General features: G+C 62.6%; 16 protein-coding genes. 11 read left to right on the top strand and 5 right to left on the bottom strand.

The window, feature by feature from the left end; all coding sequences use genetic code 11:
* Positions 1-24 precede the first annotated feature (24 nt).
* The 3 genes from DL891_RS13515 to DL891_RS13505 are packed head-to-tail and all read left to right on the top strand — an operon-like array spanning position 25 to position 2,310.
* Entirely contained in the window at positions 25-789 is a 765-nt protein-coding gene (locus DL891_RS13515; RefSeq protein ID WP_111721081.1) for an ABC transporter ATP-binding protein, read from the top strand.
* The gene (locus DL891_RS13510; protein ID WP_111720972.1) at positions 776-1,510 is read left to right on the top strand and encodes an ABC transporter ATP-binding protein; all 735 of its coding nucleotides are present in this window, start codon (positions 776-778) and stop codon (positions 1,508-1,510) included. Before DL891_RS13515 ends, DL891_RS13510 begins: the two co-directional genes overlap by 14 nt.
* Before the next feature lie 32 nt (positions 1,511-1,542).
* The gene (locus tag DL891_RS13505) at positions 1,543-2,310 is read left to right on the top strand and encodes an SDR family oxidoreductase (RefSeq protein WP_304598468.1); all 768 of its coding nucleotides are present in this window, start codon (positions 1,543-1,545) and stop codon (positions 2,308-2,310) included.
* A 27-nt stretch (positions 2,311-2,337) separates the two neighbouring features.
* On the opposite strand, the gene DL891_RS13500 is transcribed toward DL891_RS13505, so the two are convergent.
* Positions 2,338-3,363, bottom strand: a complete 1,026-nt coding sequence (locus DL891_RS13500) for a zinc-binding dehydrogenase (protein ID WP_111720971.1) — start codon at positions 3,361-3,363, stop codon at positions 2,338-2,340.
* A gap of 47 nt (positions 3,364-3,410) precedes the next feature.
* On the opposite strand from DL891_RS13500, the gene DL891_RS13495 reads away from it, so the two are divergent.
* On the top strand, positions 3,411-5,141 hold the full coding sequence (locus DL891_RS13495) for an IlvD/Edd family dehydratase (RefSeq protein WP_198668908.1): 1,731 nt from the start codon (positions 3,411-3,413) through the stop codon (positions 5,139-5,141).
* 53 nt (positions 5,142-5,194) lie between these two features.
* Here DL891_RS13495 and DL891_RS13490 read toward each other — a convergent pair whose 3' ends face one another.
* Positions 5,195-5,755 (bottom strand): DJ-1/PfpI family protein, encoded by a 561-nt coding sequence (locus DL891_RS13490; protein WP_111720969.1) that lies wholly within the window; start codon positions 5,753-5,755, stop codon positions 5,195-5,197.
* A gap of 255 nt (positions 5,756-6,010) precedes the next feature.
* Entirely contained in the window at positions 6,011-6,937 is a 927-nt protein-coding gene (locus DL891_RS13485; protein ID WP_111720968.1) for a 2-hydroxyacid dehydrogenase, read from the bottom strand.
* A gap of 66 nt (positions 6,938-7,003) precedes the next feature.
* Between DL891_RS13485 and DL891_RS13480 the strand changes: the two genes are divergently transcribed.
* Positions 7,004-7,852, top strand: coding sequence for an alpha/beta fold hydrolase (locus tag DL891_RS13480; RefSeq protein WP_111720967.1), 849 nt, complete (start codon positions 7,004-7,006; stop codon positions 7,850-7,852).
* Between the two features lie 126 nt (positions 7,853-7,978).
* On the opposite strand, the gene DL891_RS13475 is transcribed toward DL891_RS13480, so the two are convergent.
* The gene (locus DL891_RS13475) at positions 7,979-9,397 is read right to left on the bottom strand and encodes an FAD-binding oxidoreductase (protein WP_111720966.1); all 1,419 of its coding nucleotides are present in this window, start codon (positions 9,395-9,397) and stop codon (positions 7,979-7,981) included.
* A 328-nt stretch (positions 9,398-9,725) separates the two neighbouring features.
* Here DL891_RS13475 and DL891_RS13470 point away from each other — a divergent pair, with 328 nt between their 5' ends.
* From DL891_RS13470 to DL891_RS13445, 6 genes are all read left to right on the top strand, one after another.
* Positions 9,726-10,850, top strand: a complete 1,125-nt coding sequence (locus DL891_RS13470; protein ID WP_157962510.1) for an extracellular solute-binding protein — start codon at positions 9,726-9,728, stop codon at positions 10,848-10,850.
* Positions 10,851-10,921: 71 nt separating this feature from the next.
* The gene (locus tag DL891_RS13465) at positions 10,922-11,866 is read left to right on the top strand and encodes an ABC transporter permease (RefSeq protein ID WP_198668907.1); all 945 of its coding nucleotides are present in this window, start codon (positions 10,922-10,924) and stop codon (positions 11,864-11,866) included.
* The gene (locus DL891_RS13460) at positions 11,863-12,681 is read left to right on the top strand and encodes an ABC transporter permease (protein ID WP_111720964.1); all 819 of its coding nucleotides are present in this window, start codon (positions 11,863-11,865) and stop codon (positions 12,679-12,681) included. The genes DL891_RS13465 and DL891_RS13460 overlap by 4 nt, the downstream gene beginning before the upstream one ends.
* Before the next feature lie 48 nt (positions 12,682-12,729).
* Positions 12,730-13,794: an ABC transporter ATP-binding protein gene (locus DL891_RS13455; RefSeq protein WP_232819179.1), complete on the top strand. Its 1,065-nt coding sequence runs from the start codon at positions 12,730-12,732 to the stop codon at positions 13,792-13,794.
* Positions 13,795-13,817: 23 nt separating this feature from the next.
* Positions 13,818-15,095: an NAD(P)/FAD-dependent oxidoreductase gene (locus DL891_RS13450; protein ID WP_111720962.1), complete on the top strand. Its 1,278-nt coding sequence runs from the start codon at positions 13,818-13,820 to the stop codon at positions 15,093-15,095.
* Between the two features lie 193 nt (positions 15,096-15,288).
* Entirely contained in the window at positions 15,289-16,338 is a 1,050-nt protein-coding gene (locus tag DL891_RS13445) for a biotin/lipoate A/B protein ligase family protein (protein ID WP_111720961.1), read from the top strand.
* A 15-nt stretch (positions 16,339-16,353) separates the two neighbouring features.
* On the opposite strand, the gene DL891_RS13440 is transcribed toward DL891_RS13445, so the two are convergent.
* On the bottom strand, positions 16,354-17,979 hold the full coding sequence (locus tag DL891_RS13440; protein WP_232819177.1) for a deoxyguanosinetriphosphate triphosphohydrolase family protein: 1,626 nt from the start codon (positions 17,977-17,979) through the stop codon (positions 16,354-16,356).
* Positions 17,980-18,003: the final 24 nt, after the last annotated feature.

Below are 18,003 nucleotides of genomic sequence, written 5' to 3'. Positions count from 1 at the left end.
TGTTCCAAGGAAAGAAGAATGATCATGCCTGACACCGGTCACGCGCTCCGGGTGCGTGGTGTATCGCGTAACTTCGGTGGGCTCAAAGCCTTACGCGATGTCGATCTCGAGATCGCCGACGGTGAACGCATCAGCGTGATCGGCACGAACGGTGCTGGAAAGTCCACCCTCTTCAACTTGATCGCGGGAGTCTTCCCCGCAACCTCCGGCCGCATCGAACTTTTCGGCGAAGATGTGACCGGCATGTCAACCGCCAAGCGCGCCAAGCGCGGCCTCGCCCGCACATTTCAGACCTCCCGTCTGTTCGAACAACTGACAGTGGCCGAGAACGTGTTCATCGCGCTCGGCGGCAGCGAGTTTCGCGGTGGATCCCTTCGCCCTGCGTGGCGCAGCCCCTCGCGCTGGGAACGTGGCGAGCGGCTTCTCGAGCGGGTCGGGCTCCGCGAGAAGGGGGAGGCTGTCGTTGCCGACCTGTCCCACGGAGAACAGCGCCAGCTGGAGTTGGCAATGGCGCTGGCTCTGCAACCGAAGTTGTTGATGCTCGACGAGCCCGCGGCCGGTTTCTCGCCGAGTGAGCGCACCCACCTGGTGAAGCTGCTCCGGGAGATCCCGGAAGAGATCACCCTGCTCTTGATTGAACACGACATGGACATCGCCCTGGCTGTAGCTTCTCGAGTGATCGTCATGCACGACGGTGAGAAGATCCTCGAGGGGACCCCCGACGAAATCCGGGCCAGTGAGAGAGTTCGCGAAATCTATCTCGGAGGTTCGCTTGATGAAGCAGTTTGAGCCCGCATCCTCGCAGACCGAGGACTCTGTCTTTGAAGTAACCAATCTCAACGTCTCCTATGGCCGCGTGCACGTGTTACAGGATGTTTCGTTCACGATGGGGCGTGAACCACTCGGAATGTTGGGGCGCAACGGCATGGGAAAATCCACCCTGGTCAAGGCGATCACGGGTTTCATCCCCGCGCAGAGTGGGTCGATCACGTTCGGCGGCAAAGAGATCCTGGGTCGTTCTCCTCACCACGTGAACCGTTCTGGCATTGCGTATGTGCCGCAGGGCCGCCGGATCTTCCCATCGCTCACCGTGCACGAACATCTGACGATGGTCGGTGCCAAGAAATCTGATCGCTGGAACGTGGCGTCCATCTACGATCTGTTCCCCCGCCTCGCGGAACGACGCAAGAACGGTGGTGGCAACTTGTCCGGCGGCGAGCAACAGATGCTCGCCATCGGGAGGGCGCTGCTGTCGAACCCGCGGCTGATTGTCATGGATGAGCCGTCGGAAGGCCTTGCGCCGGCGGTCGTCGACAATCTGGCCGAAGTGTTCCGAGCATTGGTCGGCGAAGGGCAGGCGGTGCTCCTGATCGAGCAGAACCTGCATTTCGCGACCGAGTTGTGTGACCGCATCCTGATCATGGTCAACGGACGAATTGCCGCCGACCTTCCGGCGCACGCCATAGCCGGCGATGCCGAGGTGCAGAGCAAGTATCTCGGCGTCGTCTAGGTTGAGGCCCCTGGCGACAATAGGCTGATGACGTGATTGTTCCGAGCAACCTGTTCGACTTGAGCGGGAGAGTAGCAGTGGTGACCGGCGCCAGCCGAGGCATCGGTGCTGGGATAGCCGTCGCGCTGGCCGCGGCCGGTGCGGATATCGTTGGCGTGTCACGGACCGCACCCGCGGATGGTGGCGAAGTCGGCTCGACCGTGCGGGAGCTTGGCCGAGCCTTCACGCAGGTGTGCTGTGATCTTGCAGAACGAGCATCTGTTGACAACCTCATCGAGGCGCTGAAATTTCTCGACGTCGACATACTCGTGAACAGTGCCGGGCTGGCTCGAAGGGCGCCGGCGGAGCAGCACAGTGATGAATTCTGGGACGAGGTTCTTGCCGTCAACCTGACCGAGGCTTTTCGCTTGACCCGGTCGGTCGGTAAGCGGATGCTCGACCGTGGCAGCGGCAAGGTGATCTTCACCGCTTCGATGATGAGCTACCAGGGCGGGCAGAACGTGGTCGGCTACGCGGCGACAAAATCAGGGATCACCGGGGTGGTGCATGCCCTGGCCAATGAGTGGGCTGGGCGCGGAGTGAACGTGAACGCCATCGCCCCCGGCTATATCGAAACAGATCTCACCGCAGGTACCCATCAGGATGCTGAAAAGCGAAAACAGTTCACTGACCGGATTCCAGCCGGATATTGGGGGCGCCCAGACGACTTGGCGGGTGCCGTCGTCTTCCTGGCGTCTCGGGCATCCGATTACGTGCACGGGGTTGTTCTGCCGGTCGACGGGGGATGGCTGGTGCGCTGAGGGCTGAGCGCGGGCGTCCGATGCTGGTCAGGCGCGGGGATCCACCAAGATCTTCGGGCCGGCACCGGCGCCGTCGGGCCGAACGCTCGAAAGCACTGAACCGACCTCGTCCAGTCCGACGGTCGCAGCGATCAACGGCCGCGGGTCGACTGTGCCCGAGGCATACAGGTCGATCGTGCCGGCCAGCCCCGGCGAGGCACTCAGAATTCCCACGGCTGTCACGTCTTTCAAGACAAGTAGCCGCGCGTCGACCATGCTCGGACTGCCGGCTATGCCGATCAGCGAGATACGACGGCCGGGTTCCACGAGCTCGATGGCCAGACCCGTGGAAGCCGGATCGTCGCTGGCGTCGATGGCGCCGTCGAAGCGCAGGTTCGGCAGGCTCGTTGCCGTGTGTACCGATTCGAATCCGAGCCTGCGTGCGTAGTCGAGCGAGCGCGCGGACCGACCGAGCAGGTGAACCTCGAGACCGTGAGCCCGCGCGATCTGCGCGGCGATCAAACCGATCGTGCCCGGACCGATGATCAGCAGGGAGCTCCCCGGCTCAAGCCCAGTGGCCAATACCGAACGCAGCGCATTTCCGCCCGGCTCTACGAGCGCTCCCAGCTCTGGGTCCACCTGATCCGGCAGGCTGTGCAGTGCGCGTGCGGGCACCGCGAGCTGCTCGGCCAGCGCCCCCGCGAAGCCTCCGCGGATGCCGATCTCGAAGCGAGTCTCGCAGACGTGCTGGAATCCGGTTGTGCAACGGTGGCAGGTTCCGCATCCGAGCATGGTGTCACCGGTCACTCGCTTGCCGAGCCACTTCGGGTCAACACCATCCCCGATCGACGCGACCACCCCGCACCACTCGTGGCCGATCCTGAGGGGGTAGTGCGCAAAACCATCGTGCAAATACTGCATCTGGCCGGTGAAGAACTCCACATCGGTGCCGCAGACACCTGCGCGCTCGACGTCGACGACGACCTCGCCAGGCTGCGCGACGGGGGGTGGAACATCGTGCACCGCGTACTCACGCGGCCCCGTGAGGACGAACGCCCTCACTGCAGCAACCATCCTGTATTCTTCATTGTATTCAACACCGTAGGGCTTCGCCCTGCCAAATGGAAGTAGGCAACGACGTGGAGCAACGAAGCTCTCAGTGGTATGCGGGCTCGGACCGCAACGCGTATATCCATCGGGCGTGGATGCGGCGCGGATTGCCGGCCAACGCGTTTGACGGCAGGCCGCATATCGCAATCGCGAACACGGCATCCGACCTCACGCCGTGCAACTCCCATTTGAACGAGGTCGCCGATGCCGTGAGGAACGGCATCTGGGAGGCCGGAGGCATTCCGCTGAATCTGCCGGTCATCTCTTTGGGTGAGACTCAGGTGCGACCGACCGCGATGCTCTGGCGAAACATGGCAGCGATGGCCACTGAAGAGATGATCCGGGCGAATCCGGTCGACGGCGTGGTTCTGTTGGGCGGATGCGACAAGACGATTCCGTCTCTGCTGATGGCTGCGGCATCCGTTGACCTCCCCGCCGTAGTCATCTCCGGCGGGCCGATGCTCACGGGAACCTTTCGCGGCAAAGCATTGGGCTGTGGAACCGACGTCTGGCGTCTGAGCGAAGAGGTGCGCGCCGGAACGCTGACCGAGGAAGACTTCACCCGGTCGGAGTCGTCGATGATTCGCAGTCGAGGGCATTGCAACACTATGGGAACGGCTTCCACCATGGCGCTGGTCGCAGAGGCCTTGGGAGCGATGCTCCCGGGCCTCGCGGGGGTTCCGGCGGCTGACAGCCGGTTGCTGGAGGCCTCGCACAGCACCGGACGGTTGATCGTCGAGATGGTCGCCGAGAACAGGCGGCCAAGCACCCTGTTCACCCGGGCGTCGTTCCTCAACGCGATCGTGGCGCTCGCGGCGATCGGCGGGTCGACCAATGCCGTGGTGCACCTGTTGGCCATCGCCGGGCGCCTGGGGGTCGAACTGAATCTGGATGACTTCGACCAGACGGGCGCGGGGGTTCCGCTTCTGGTCAACCTTCAGCCGGCCGGGCGCTTCTTGATGGAGGACCTGCATCGGGCCGGGGGCTCCCTTGCCGTGTTGCGTGAAGTGCGTGACCTTCTCGACCCGACGGCGCTCACCGTGACTGGCCGGCCATTGGTGGACTATCTGGATGATGCGCAGATCTGGGATGAAACCGTCATCAGTTCGCGGGGGGAGCCGTTGCTGCCTGACGCTGGAATCGCCGTTCTCTATGGAAACCTGGCTCCGGCCGGGGCCGTGATCAAACCCGCTGCTGCCACGCCTGAACTGCTGAAGCACACCGGGAAAGCGGTTGTCTTCGACAGCGTCGAAGACCTGCGCGCACGAATCGACGACCCCGACCTCGACGTCGACGCTGATTCGGTTCTCATCCTGCGCGGGTGTGGTCCCAAGGGATATCCGGGCATGCCGGAGGTCGCCAATCTTCCCCTGCCGCGCAAACTGCTCGAGCAGGGTGTGCGTGACATGGTGCGGATCTGTGATGGCCGCATGAGCGGTACCGCCTACGGAACCGTGGTGTTGCACGTGTCACCGGAGGCCGCGGCTGGTGGCCCGTTGGCGCTGGTGAAGTCAGGCGACCTGATCACACTTGACGTCGAGGCCCGCAGGCTGACCGTGGATGCCTCGGCAGAGGAGCTTGCGGCGCGTCAACCGTCTTTTGCAACCGTGGCCGCCTTCGCTGCACCGGTGCGCGGGTGGGAGAAGCTGTATGTGGATCATGTGATGCAGGCGGATACGGGTGCCGACCTCGACTTCCTGCTCGGGTCAAGTGGAGACGCGGTGTCACGCGAGTCGCACTGATTGGAGCTTTCTCGCTCGGGCGGCTGGTCCGTCCGACGGCATCGAGCGGACCCCTACTGCTGGTTCGCTGACGTGAGAACCTTCATGAACTCCCGCATCCATTCGGGGTGGTCCGGCCACGCCCGGCCAGAGACCAGGTTGCCGTCGACCACCCCGGCACCGTTCTCAAAGACTCCGCCGACCGCCTCGACGTCGGGCTGCACCGCCGGATAGGCCGATGTGGTGCGACCTTTGAGCACTCCGGATGTCGCGAGCAGCATTGCTCCGTGGCAGAGCGAGGCCACGGGAAGGTTCTCGTCGAAGAAGTGGCGCACGATGCGCTGGGCGTCGGGGTCGTTGCGAATGTACTCGGGCGCACGTCCGCCCGGCACCACCATCGCCACGTACTGGGTCGGGTCGACGTCTTTGAACGCAATGTCGGCCTCGAGGGTGTGCCCAAGCTTTTCGGTGTAAGTGTCGAAACCGTCAACGAAGTCGTGAACCACGAACTGCAATCGCTTCTTGGTGGGGGCGGCGACGTCGACCTCGTAGCCCTCCTCGCGCAAGCGCTGCAGTGGGTAGAAGACCTCCAGGGTCTCGGCGGCGTCGCCGGTGAGAATGATGACTTTGGCCATGATCGTTCCTTATGTCTCTAATTGATCCACGCGGCCGGACGACCGCTTGAACCCCCTGCCTTCTATCCTTGGCCGAATCGGGCCGGCACGCAATCGCCCCGAACGAGGCGTCTTGTAGTGGCGGGTGCCGTCGAAGGGGGAGCAGACGAGGTTCTCGTCGCACCAAAACCCCATTCAATGCCATCTCGTTGAGCCAAAGTTGAGCTGAAGACGTAGTGGAGCGAAGGCTGGATTGCGGCGGGTAGCGGATGCCGGTCAGGTGCGAACGACGACGTTCTCGGGTTCGTCGCCGGCGAGCATCCGCTCGATCTGGCGGCGCAGCAGGCGCGCCATTCGAGGCATCATCGCCGATGATGCGCCCCCGACGTGCGGGCTGATCAACACGTTGTGCAGGGCGAACAGCGGATGCCCGTCCGGCAACGGCTCCGGGTCGGTGACGTCGAGCGCGAACCTGAGACGCCCGCTGGTGGCGTGGGCGAGGATAGCGGCAGTGTCGGCGACCGGCCCACGCGCGATGTTCACGAGCAGGCTGCCGTCGGACATACGGCTCAAGAACGCGTCGTCGACCAGGTGGGCGGTGGTCTCATCAAGGGGCACGCCCACGACGACGATGTCGGCTTTCGGCAGCAGATCAGGCAGATCCTCAATCGAATGGATCGGGCCCCGGGCGTCGGCGCGGGCGGTTCTCGCCACCCGCACGATCTCACACTCGAATGGCAGCAAACGCTCTTCAACCGCGTGCCCGACCCCGCCGTAGCCCACCAGTAACACCGTGCGGTCGGCCAGCGATGCGCAACGCACCGGAGCCCAGCGCCCCTCGTCGGCGGCGCGCACGAACCCGGGGATTCCTCGCTGGGAGGCGAGAATCAATCCCAGTGTGAGTTCCGCAGTCGACGTTTCGTGCACAGTGGCCGCGTTGGCGAACACGTGGCCGGCCGGCAGGGCCTCCTCAACGCCGTCGTAGCCGATCGACTGGCTCTGCACGAGCCGTGTCTCAACGTTCGCGAGCAGGCCGAGGCTCGAAACCTGGTCCATGTATGGGGGCACGACGATGTCGATCTTCTCGGTGGGCGCGGCACCGGTCATCTTCCACTCGATCACGTCGACCCCGTCGGGCACGGAGCCCAATGCCTTGCGCAGGGTCTGACCTGGAACACTGACGATCAGCCGTGGAGAGTTCATGCTTCGAGCCTAGACGCAGGCCGCAGTATTCGTCGCCGGGGTGAGGGGAAGTGAGAAGATAGCGACATGCCTCAATTCACAGACCCACAGGGCGTGGTCGTCACCTATTACGTCTGGCCCGTCGACACACCGATCGGGGTGCTGCAACTGGCGCACGGCCTCGGTGAGTACGCGAAGCGCTACGAGTCCTTTGCCAAGGCGCTGAACGAAGCCGGATTCACCGTCTACGCCAACGATCTCCGCGGACACGGCCAGACCGGCCTCGATCAGCACGGCGGCGACCACGCCAAGCTCGGGCCGGGAGGTCTCGATGCCGCGATCGCGAACATCCGCCAGCTCTCAGCGATCATCACCAAGGAGAACCCCACTGTTCCGCTGGTGATCCTCGGGCACAGCCTGGGATCGATGATGGTGCAGAAGATCATCAACTCGCATGCGCGCGACTACGACGCCGCCGTGCTGACGGGCACCGCGTACCGCACCCCCACGACGATGAACCCCGGTGACCTGAACAAGAAGCACAAGAATTTGGGCACCACCGGCTTCGAATGGCTGAGTCGTGACCCCGCAGTTGCCGACGCCTTCCTCGCCGACCCGCTCTGCTTCAGAGCCGACGTGCTCAAGCTCTTCGGCCTGGCGGACGGGTTGCGCCTGTACGGGCGCCCCGCAAAAGACCTCGGCCGCGACCTGCCGCTTTTGATCCTGAACGGCAGCGATGACTCGGTCGCCAACGTGAAGAGCGTCGAGAAGCTCGCGGCCGCCTACCGTGAACGATCCGGGCTGACCGATGTTGAACTGAAGATCTATCCGGATGCGCGACACGAGGTCTTCAACGAGACCAACAAGGAGGAAGTGATCGCTGACCTCGTCGCCTGGCTGACCGAGCGAGTCAACCGGCTGAGCCCCGCCAGTTAAGCAGAACGCACATCATCAGCCCGCGGCAAACCACGCCCATTCGGGCGGAGTGCGTCCCACATCCCGTAGTCACACTCAGCGCCGCGACCTGAAACGCGGAGCTGCGCGCGAGCGCCAACAGTGGAGTCACTCGTGCAGCCCGGCGAGTCGAGAGCCGAACCTGGCCAGTAACGAGGTCTGCGTGGACCCGGTGCGTTCCTCCCACGCGTCCGCGACGGCGAACAGTCGATACATGGCGTGCACGCCAACCCAGCGGATGGGTTCGGGTTCCCACTTCTTGGCTGCATGGTCGTTCCACGGAAGTCGAGTGAGCTCCGTTTCGCGACCTTCCGCCCTCTCGAGCAGTGTTTTCGCGGCAAGCAGAGTTGAACTCACTCCGTGTCCCGCAAAGCCACGGACCACCCCGACCCGACTCTCGCGATCAAAAAACAGGCCGGCGCACCAATCGCGGGTCACCCCGATCGATCCGCGCCAGACATGCGCAATCGGCAGTTCCTGACCGGGGAACAGATGTGCCAACTTTTTCATCAAGCTGTGAACGGTGCGGGTGTCCACCTCGCCATCGCCGGCCAACCGCGACCCGAAGAAGTAGGGATTCCCGCGGCCACCGATTGCAATTCGACCATCGACAGTTCGTTGGGCATAGATGAAGGTGTGGGCCGCATCCATCAGACAGTCACGGTTCTCCCAGCCAATCTGCTTCCACACCCCGTCGGGCAGCGGTTCCGTGATGATCATCGATGAATTCACCGGGATCAGCTCTCGCGATCCGAACCCGGGCAGACTACTCTCGATCTTCCCGGTCGACGCCTCCACGCACACGAATACGGTAGTGGCGTGCAGCGCTCCCCGGGCTGTGGAGACCGTACCCTTCTCCACGCGAGCTGCTTCGGTGTGCTCACAGATACGAACTCCGAGCCGCTCGACCGCATCGGCGAGTCCGCTGACCATCAACGCCGGATTAACCGCGGCCGTGTGTTCATAATGAAGTGAACCGAGGGCGCCATCAACGTTGATGCGTTCGCGGGTCTCAGAAGCACTCAAAAAGCTGATTTCATCCGGTTCGTACCCGTACCGGAGATCGGTTTCATGTCTGCGCTTCAACCGTGTCAAGCCCGCAGGGGTCTGGGCAACATGCAGGTTTCCGCCCTGTACCTGACCGGCATCAATACCCTCTTTTTTCATAATGTCCAGGGCTTCATCGATGCTGCGGGTCACGGCTTTCTGGAAGGATCGGATCGCCTCTCCTCCATCTTCTCCCGCAGATGTCGCGCGCTTCGCGTAGACAGCCCGATTGCCCGGGAGGAGTGTGGACATCCAACCACCGTTGCGGCCGCTGGCGCCATAACCGACGTGCTTGGCGTCGATGACGGTGATCGACCATTCCGGGTGTTCGCGCGCCGCGATGTAGGCTGCCCAAAGCCCGGTGAGCCCGGCGCCCACAATCAGAAGATCCTGACGAGAGTCGGGTATCGGTGCATTTCGCGGGCGCATCCCGGCAGACCTGGACCAAAACGAGACTTCACCGTTGCGGATGGTGGACATGTACAAACGCTCCTTCGAATCAGGACAGTATGAACGGAGAAGGATCGTCGGCTCCAATTGTGTGCATCACGCCAAACTTCCCACCGGTCAAGCCCCCGTGAAAGCTGAAGTGAAGCAACACAATCGGCCCGGACATTAAGAATCTACGGCACACGAATTCGTTCGGGAAGGGTCCTTCCCTGTCGTTCACTGCGCTTCACTACCGGAGGTTATCGCCCCGAAAAATATCTTGGCGGCAGGCTGTATCGGGAGTAGGTTCTAGCCAAAAGCACTCGGCATTCCTGTGAAGCTCGAGACGTTCACAGTAGGAAAAACGAAGGAGTTCTCCGTGAAGAAAACATTGTGGACGTCGGTGACACTTCTTTCGGTGGGTGCGTTGGTCCTGACGGGTTGTAGTCAAGGCGCGTCGACCGAACCGATCCCGCCAGTCACGAACCCGGTTGCCGGCCAAGTTGCAGACGGCATCCTCAAAGGTCAAACCGTCACGTACGCGGCGGATGGCGGAACAACCCAGGATGCGCAGATGAAGGCATTCTTCACCCCTTTCGCGGAGGCCTCGGGGGTGACGATCAACCAGGACTCACCGCAGACCCTCGCGAAGATCACGGCGCAGGTACAGTCCAAGAACTACCAGTGGGACTTCGTCTCGGCCGTCGCTGACACTGTGGCGAGGAACTGCGGTGTGCTGTTCGAAAAGCTGGACATGGCGAAGATCGACACCTCGCAGGTCCCCGACGGGCTCCTCGGCGGTACCGAGTGCGGAGTTCCCTCGATTCCGTATGCGATCGTTCAGGTCTACGACACCGGCGAGTTCGGCGCGAACGGACCTGTGACCTGGGCCGACTTCTTTGACGTTGCAAAGTTTCCGGGCACGCGCGCAATCTACAGCGGTGATGGTGTCATCGACAGCGCAACGGTTCAGGCGGGTTCGATAGCGGCGGGCTGGGATCCAAAGACGCCGTACACAGCCGACTGGGCTAACAAAGGTATTGACCAGATCGAAAAGATCAAGAACAATATCGCTTTCTACACGACCGGGGCGCAGGCGCAACAGATGCTTGAGTCGGGTGAGGCGAAGCTGGGCGCCGTGTGGAACGGCCGTGCGCTGGCGGCAGAGAAGAACGGCACCAAGCTCACCCCGACCTGGGACAACTGGATCTCGATCGTTGATCAGTTCGCCATCATCAAGGGCACTCCAAAATCGGAGATCGCCTACTACGCGATCAACTACGCGATGGGTGCTGAGCAACAGGCGAAGTGGACCGAGCTCTCCGGATACTCTCCGGTGAACAAGAATGCCAAACCGAACATCGACGACCTCACGAAGAAGTACATCACGACAACACCCGAGCGCGCTGCAACGGCGGTTCCGGTGCAGCTCGACTTCTGGAAGGACGAAGCCGCGGTATCCGCACTGCAGGACCGCTGGAGCTCCGTGGTTGCGGGAGGTTAGTTGAGACAGGGGGTGCCTGACGTCGGGCACCCCCGCTAATTCTTTTCTGTCAATCGAATGGTGGTCAAGGCATGGCAAACGCACCCGACACGACACAATTCTCCGCGTTGTCCACCCAGGCGATCAAAAGTGGCTCGGCGAAGCCGAATTCGCAGCGTAAGAAATCCCGCGGCAACGGCACGAGAAACCTGCTTCTCATTCTGCTGCCGTCGTTCATCGTTCTCGGGATCTTCTACTTCTATCCGATGCTCACAATTCTCGTTGGCGCGTTCACCGACCCACAGGTGGGCCTTCAGAACTTCCAGTGGTTCTTCGGGGAGCAGGTCAACGTCGATGTGCTCTGGCGCACGCTCATCATCAGCTTCTGGGTGACCGTGATCTGCGTGCTGTTCGCATTTCCGTTCTCATTCTTCCTGACAATCGTCACGCCACGTACGCGCGGCCTGCTCTTTCTCATTGTGCTCGTGCCGTTCTGGACCAGCATGGTGGTTCGCACGTTTGCGTGGGTGATCCTGTTGCAGGACTCGGGTCCGATCGGCGAGTTCATGAAACTCTTCGGCGTCCAGTCGCTCGGGCTCATTCGCACACCGACCGCGGTTCTCATCGGCATGGCCCAGGTTCTTCTGCCGTTCGTGGTTCTGCCGATCTATGCGACGATGTCCAAGATCGACACGCGTCTTCTCACAGCCGCACGCAGTCTCGGCGCCAGGCCCTCGAAAGCGTTTGTTTCGATCTACCTCCCGCTCTCCCTGCCCGGCGTCGCCTCGGGGGCCCTGCTGTGTTTCGTCATGGCGTTGGGCTTTTACATCACTCCTGCCATGCTGGGCGGATCACGGGAGGCATTCCTGTCCACGCTGATCCAAGGCCAGGTGCAGGGGCTCGCACAGTGGGGGCACGGCGCGGTGATCGGATTCGTGCTCTTGTTCGTCACGCTCGTCATCCTCGGGATCACGGGCTACGTCGGCAAGAAAACCGGAGGCTCGGTTCAAGACATGGTGGGGGGGAGCAAAGCATGAACAGCGAGGTGCGGCCCGGCACGAAGGTGGTGTTGGGAATCATCACCGCCTTCATTGCGGTCTGGCTGATTGCCCCGATGTTCATCGTGTTTCCGCTCTCGTTCACCGACGACGCGAGTTTTCAGTTTCCGCCGCGGGCCTGGTCGACCAGATGGTATGAATCATTCTTCACGAACCCCCAGTGGACGGATGCGCTCCGAAACTCGGCAATCATCGGGACGCTGGTCGCCATCATTGCGGCAACACTCGGCACTATCACCGCACTCGCGATCAATAGGTCAAAAAGCCGACTCTCGGGAACCGTTCAGGCCATCATGTTGACCCCGTTGATCATCCCGCCGATCATCGCCGGCGCCGGAATCTACACATTCTTCTTGAAGACCGACCTTGTGGGAACCATCTTCGGGTTTGTGCTGGTGCATGTCACCTTGGCTCTGCCACTCGTGGTGATCGCGGTCAACGCATCATTATCCGGATACGACCGGAGTCTGGAACTCGCTGCGGCCAGTCTCGGAGCGGGAAGACTGACGACATTTGTCACCGTGACGGTGCCACTCATCCTCCCGGGGATCTTGGCCGGCGTCGTCTTCGCGTTCGTTACAAGTTTTGACGAAGTCATCGTTGCTCAGTTCATGGTCAGCCCTGCCCTGCAAACACTGCCGATGATGATGTATACGAGCGTCACCCGCACCACCGATCCGACGATTGCCGCCGCCGCCGCACTCGTGCTCGGCGCGGTGTTGCTCGCGTTCGGCCTCTACCAATTCGTCGTTGTTCCGCTCACCCGCCGATCTCGCGGCCGCACGTCCGTTTGATATGGCCGGATGCATGCACCGCACACTGAATCTCAGAGAGGAACCACTGTGACGAAAGAGGCAATTCTCGACCTTCAAGGGCTCTCCAAGTCCTACGATGACTCGATCGCCGTCGACAACATCGACCTGAGTATCTTGCCCGGTGAGTTCCTCACCTTCCTCGGACCCTCCGGGTCTGGCAAGACAACGACCTTGAACCTCATCGCAGGGTTCGTCGAACCAACTGCTGGCAGCATGCTTCTCAACGGCGCACCCCTGGAAAAGATGCCCGCGCACGAGCGCAACCTCGGCGTTGTGTTTCAGCACTATGCCCTGTTCCCCCACATGACAGTGACTGACAACGTCGCGTATCCGCTCAAACAGCGTAAGTTCACGGCCGCCAAGCGTGCCGAGGCGGTACGCGATGTGCTCAAGATGGTTCGCCTCGAAAAATATGCAAGTCGGTACCCTGCGCAGCTTTCCGGTGGACAGCAACAGCGAGTCGCGCTGGCCCGCGCGATCGTCTATCGGCCGCCGATCCTGCTCATGGACGAGCCCCTCGGAGCCCTCGACAAGAAGCTGCGCGAATGGCTGCAGATGGAACTTCGACGCATCCACCGCGAACTCGGCAGCACGTTCATCTACGTCACGCACGACCAGGAGGAGGCGCTCACTCTGTCGGACCGTATCGCCGTCTTCAACGAGGGGCGCATCGAACAGATCGGCACGGGGAAAGAACTCTACGACGAACCGAACACCCTGTTCGTCGGTAAGTTCATCGGAGAGTCCAGCGTGTTCGAGGGGTCAATGACGGACGGACGCTTTCACGCGGGCGGCAAAGAGTATTGGGGCAGCGGCACCGTGCGTGACGGCCCCGCAGCGCTGCTCGTGCGTCCAGAGAAGCTCTCGATCTCCGATGAGGCTGGATCAACCCTCCCCGAAGATCTCACCAACTGGGTGATCGGGGAGATCGAGGACATAGTCTTCGTCGGGTCTGGCATGAAGTACACGGTCAACACAGCGATCGGCGGGGCGGTGGCGCATGTGCCCGCGGAGCGCGCGGTGGACACCCACATCGGCGATCACGTCAGAGTCGCCTGGCACCCACAGGACGCAAAACTCCTGCCCGCTTGAACCGATTCAATCTTCTCCGCTGAATGCGCTCAGTCCGGCCAACATTCTCGCAGCAGAAGAGAAAGAACGTGGACGTGCAGATCATCGTCATCGGCGCCGGTTTGTCCGGCCTCACGGCGGCTTGGGAGCTGCACAAGGCGGGGCACGACATCATCGTGCTCGAAGCGCGCAATCGTGTCGGCGGTCGCACCTGGTCGCAATTTCTCGATAACGGCCAGATCACCGAGCGCGGTGGGGAATACATCTTCCCGGCCGAGTTCGCGATCCGCCAGATATCCGCAGAGCTGGGAGTTCCGATTCTGACCCACAACGTTCGCTATGGGCGGCGCACGTTGAATGGGAAAATCATTTCATTCGAGGAGTTGACGGCAACGTCGCAGCAGGTGAAGGACACGCTCGCTCACATGATTGCCGCTGGACAGACGAACATATCCTTAGCGGCGGCTTTCGCCGAGGCGTTGGGTGCCAACTACGAACATGATGCGGTCTTTCGCAGGACGAGTACCTCTGTGGCCGCCGATCCCGCCAAAGTGAGTGCCGAAGCGGTGCTGCTCCATGAGTCGGCTGCGGTGGGAGGCTACATCGAAGACGGAGGACGCTTTCTTGCTGGCAACCAAGCGTTATCCCTTGAGATCGCGCGGCGGCTCGACCCGAATGTGCGGCTCGAGCATCCGGTCAGTGGGATCGACCAGTCCGGCTCGGGAATCGAGGTCACCCTGCGCGACGGCACGCGACTTCAGGCTGATGAGGCGGTTGTGTCGGTGCCGCTTCCGAACCTGCGCGATCTCTCTATCGGCTTCAGCCTCCCGGAGGACCAGCAGCGCGCCCTCGATCACCGTTTCATGGCTGTCGCCGCGAAACTCGGGGTTCCACTGGGCAGGGTCGATGACGATCCCGCCGTGCAGAATCCGGATCACACCTGGTGGTCCTGGCGCTCGCTGTCGGTGGACGGCGTCGCTCGGGTTCCTGCATTGTCGTGCTTCGCCGGCGGCCCGTTGGCGCTCAGTGCGCTTGCGGTCACCGACGGGCCCGATCGCTGGGTGCGCGCACTGCAGCAGCTTCGGCCCGAGCTCGAGATCGAGGGCGAGGTTCTGCTTTCGACCTGGGCGGACGACCCGTGGGCCGGCGGCGCCTATAGCGCGCCGTCATTGCAGTGGAGTGCTGAAGACGTCGATGTGTTCACGAGGACAGCTGGGCGTGTCGCTTTCGCCGGTGAGCACACCGGCCTTGCACAATCAATGTCCGGCGCGGTCGCGTCGGGGTACCGGGCCGCAGCCGCACTCGAGCGCGCGCGAATGTGACGATGGCCGAAGGGCGACGCAACGCGGTCAGGCGCTCCAGCGGCCGGGAGTAGGGGAATCGTTGATTTTGACCTGGCGGACGGGTTGACCGAGCGAGTCAACCGGCTGAGCCCCGCCGGTAAAGCTTGAGCCCCGCCAGTTAAGCTGGAACCCCACGGTCGGCGGTAGCCGACCCGCGCGGGAGGAGCATCGCATGCACGGAGAGTACAAGGTTCCGGGCGGCAAACTCGTCGTCGTAGACCTCGAGGTGGCCGATTCGCTGATCACGGGGTTCCGACTCGCCGGCGACTTCTTTCTCGAACCGGATGAGGCGCTCGGCGCAATCGACCAAGCCGTCAACGGGCTCCCGGCATCCAGCGACGCGGCCACGATCGTCGCCGCCATCAAGGAAGCGCTGCCAGCTGACGCCGTGCTCCTCGGATTCACCGCAGAGTCGGTCGCCATCGCCATTCGCCGAGCCCTGTCTCAGGCCACCAGTTTCACCGATTACGACTGGACGATCATCCACTCCGGGCCCCTCCCGCCGCAGATGCACCTGGCGCTCGATGAGGTGATGTCGATCGAGGTCGGCGAGGGCCGTCGCGGCCCCACCCTGCGCGTATGGGAATGGAACGAGTCGGCCGTGGTGCTCGGCAGTTTTCAGTCGGTCAAGAACGAGGTCGACCTGGAGAACGCGAAGAAGTACGGGTTCGACGTGGTGCGCCGCATCTCAGGCGGCGGCGCCATGTTCATGGAGGCCGGCTCGATCATCACCTATTCGATCTACGTGCCGAGCGACCTCGTGCGTGGGATGTCGTTCGCTGACTCCTACGCGTTTCTCGACGAGTGGGTGATCACCGCGCTCAAATCGCTCGGCATCGACGCCTTCTACCAGCCGCTGAACGACATCACCTCCGCCGCCGGCAAGATCGGTGGGGCTGCGCAGAAACGGCTTGGCAGTGGCGCCGTTCTGCACCACGCCACCATGAGTTACGACATGGATGGCGAAAAGATGGTCAAGGTGTTGCGCATCGGGCGTGAAAAGATGAGCGACAAGGGCACCAAATCTGCGGCCAAACGGGTTGACCCGCTGCGCAGCCAGACCGGGCTGTCCCGAGTGGAGATCATAGACGAGCTCAAAGCGACGTTCACGCGGCTGTACGGGGCGGGGACGGGAGAGATCACGCCGGAAGAACTTTCGAAGGCTGAGGAACTGGTGCGCACGAAATTCAGCACAACCGAGTGGCTGCAGCGCGTCCCCTGAGTTCGGGGTAAGACCTCAGAGACTCCGGCCGGTTTCCCAGAGACGTTCAGAGGTTCCGCTCAACAGGGCGGCGGCCGACATCGCCTGCGCGTCGGTGAAAGATGCAATGTAATCGATCAGCGCGCGGCCCCGCCCCAGATCGATCAGTGCTGGGTCGTTGATTCCGGCGGGCAGAAGTTGTGGTGAATCCTCACGCAACTCGAAATATGACTGGGTCGTCGCCTCCACCGAGTCCGTGAGTCGGCGCGGCATCACCGGGGCGTCATTCGGGTCGATCAACCACTCGTGAAAACCATCGACCAGCGATTCCAACACCTTGGCCTGGCCCCGCTGGTAGATCCGAAGCTCGGGGCGGTCGAGCACGAAACGGGAATGCACGAACTTCAGCACGACGACGTCATGCCAGGCGTCCGGGGTCAATTGCACGTGGCTGCTGCGGATGTCGGGGTTCGCCTCAACTCCGATCGACGACTTGAGCCGGTTGATCCAGTGCTGGGTAAATGCGGCGACTGCGCGATCGGCCTCGAACCCACCGTCGTAGGGAACCGCCAGGAGCCCTTCGACGAGGCCGTCTTGCACACGAAGGACCGAGTCACGAAAAGCACCCTCGTCTGCGATCCAGCCGTCCTTCTCCCGCACGCGGCGCCAGGTCAGCTCGAGTGAATAGCCTGGGGTGCGGATGGAGGATTCCAGCTCTGTCTGCTCGAGCGCCGCCAGTTTGCGCTGGTTCTCGAGCCAGTTCGTGAGTTCGGCAGAAACGGTGGTGTGCTCCAGAATGCCGGCCCGGTAGAAGTCATCCAGGTCGTGCACCGAATATGCAATGTCATCTGCGATGTCCATGACCGAACATTCCACTGTCTGCATATTGGGTCTGATCGCCGGATACGCCTCCAGCACCCCGGCCATCTCGACTGCTCCCAGAAGGTACGCGGAATACTTCCAGGCTCCCAATCGGCGATCGGTGCCGACACCCCGTGGCAATTCGTCGGCCGGCCCGGGGGAGTCGGAACGCCACTCACCCTTGGTCCACGGGTACTTGAGCACCGCCGCGCGTACCGCCGCCGTGGGGTTCAGGCCTCGACCCGTGGGATCGGACGCGTCGAGTGCGGTGAGGATTCGGAACGTCTGCGCATTGCCTTCGAACCCGTCGGTGAGCCCGAGCCGATCGCGGGAGAGCCGGTCGAGAACCTGCTCGCCGAGGTGGCCGAATGGCGGATGCCCGAGGTCGTGGGCGCTCGCCGCAGCCTGCACGACGACTGGTTCGCAGCCGCCGAGAGCCGCGATGGTGCGACGCGTGGGCTCGTCGGCGTTGGCGAGTCCGATGGCGATTGATCGGGCGACGGCGGTTACCTTGAGCGAATGGGTGAGCCGGTTGTGCACGGTGGTGCCCGAGCCCGCCTGGGGGATGACTTGGGTGACGGCAGAGAGTCGGGAGAAATAGGGCGAGAACCGCACCCGTTCGAGATCGACTCGAAACTCGTCGTCACCGTGCTCGGGTGCCTCGGATGCAGGCTCGGCGACCATCCGTCGCCGGATCGCAGTGGCCGCATCGGTTGCCGCCGACGCACCCCCCGCCGCGTCCGAGGACAAGGGGTGGGCCGTTTCGTCAAAATGGGATAGTGGTCGGCTCGTGTTCTCCATCCCGTTGATTGCACCACACTTTGA

The sequence above is a fragment of the Homoserinimonas sp. OAct 916 genome, from assembly GCF_003260275.1.
Taxonomy (GTDB): Bacteria; Actinomycetota; Actinomycetes; order Actinomycetales; family Microbacteriaceae; genus OACT-916.
This window is presented reverse-complemented; position numbering and strand designations above follow the sequence as displayed.

Bases quoted from the DNA above. Each gene is read 5' to 3' on its own strand.
- DL891_RS13515 (WP_111721081.1), top strand. From the start codon at position 25: ATGCCTGACACCGGTCACGCGCTCCGGGTGCGTGGTGTATCGCGTAAC.
- DL891_RS13510 (WP_111720972.1), top strand. From the start codon at position 776: ATGAAGCAGTTTGAGCCCGCATCCTCGCAGACCGAGGACTCTGTCTTT.
- DL891_RS13500 (WP_111720971.1), bottom strand. From the start codon at position 3,363: ATGGTTGCTGCAGTGAGGGCGTTCGTCCTCACGGGGCCGCGTGAGTAC.
- DL891_RS13495 (WP_198668908.1), top strand. From the start codon at position 3,411: ATGGAAGTAGGCAACGACGTGGAGCAACGAAGCTCTCAGTGGTATGCG.
- DL891_RS13490 (WP_111720969.1), bottom strand. From the start codon at position 5,755: ATGGCCAAAGTCATCATTCTCACCGGCGACGCCGCCGAGACCCTGGAG.
- DL891_RS13485 (WP_111720968.1), bottom strand. From the start codon at position 6,937: ATGAACTCTCCACGGCTGATCGTCAGTGTTCCAGGTCAGACCCTGCGC.
- DL891_RS13480 (WP_111720967.1), top strand. From the start codon at position 7,004: ATGCCTCAATTCACAGACCCACAGGGCGTGGTCGTCACCTATTACGTC.
- DL891_RS13475 (WP_111720966.1), bottom strand. From the start codon at position 9,397: ATGTCCACCATCCGCAACGGTGAAGTCTCGTTTTGGTCCAGGTCTGCC.
- DL891_RS13465 (WP_198668907.1), top strand. From the start codon at position 10,922: ATGGCAAACGCACCCGACACGACACAATTCTCCGCGTTGTCCACCCAG.
- DL891_RS13460 (WP_111720964.1), top strand. From the start codon at position 11,863: ATGAACAGCGAGGTGCGGCCCGGCACGAAGGTGGTGTTGGGAATCATC.
- DL891_RS13450 (WP_111720962.1), top strand. From the start codon at position 13,818: ATGCGCTCAGTCCGGCCAACATTCTCGCAGCAGAAGAGAAAGAACGTG.
- DL891_RS13445 (WP_111720961.1), top strand. From the start codon at position 15,289: ATGCACGGAGAGTACAAGGTTCCGGGCGGCAAACTCGTCGTCGTAGAC.
- DL891_RS13440 (WP_232819177.1), bottom strand. From the start codon at position 17,979: ATGGAGAACACGAGCCGACCACTATCCCATTTTGACGAAACGGCCCAC.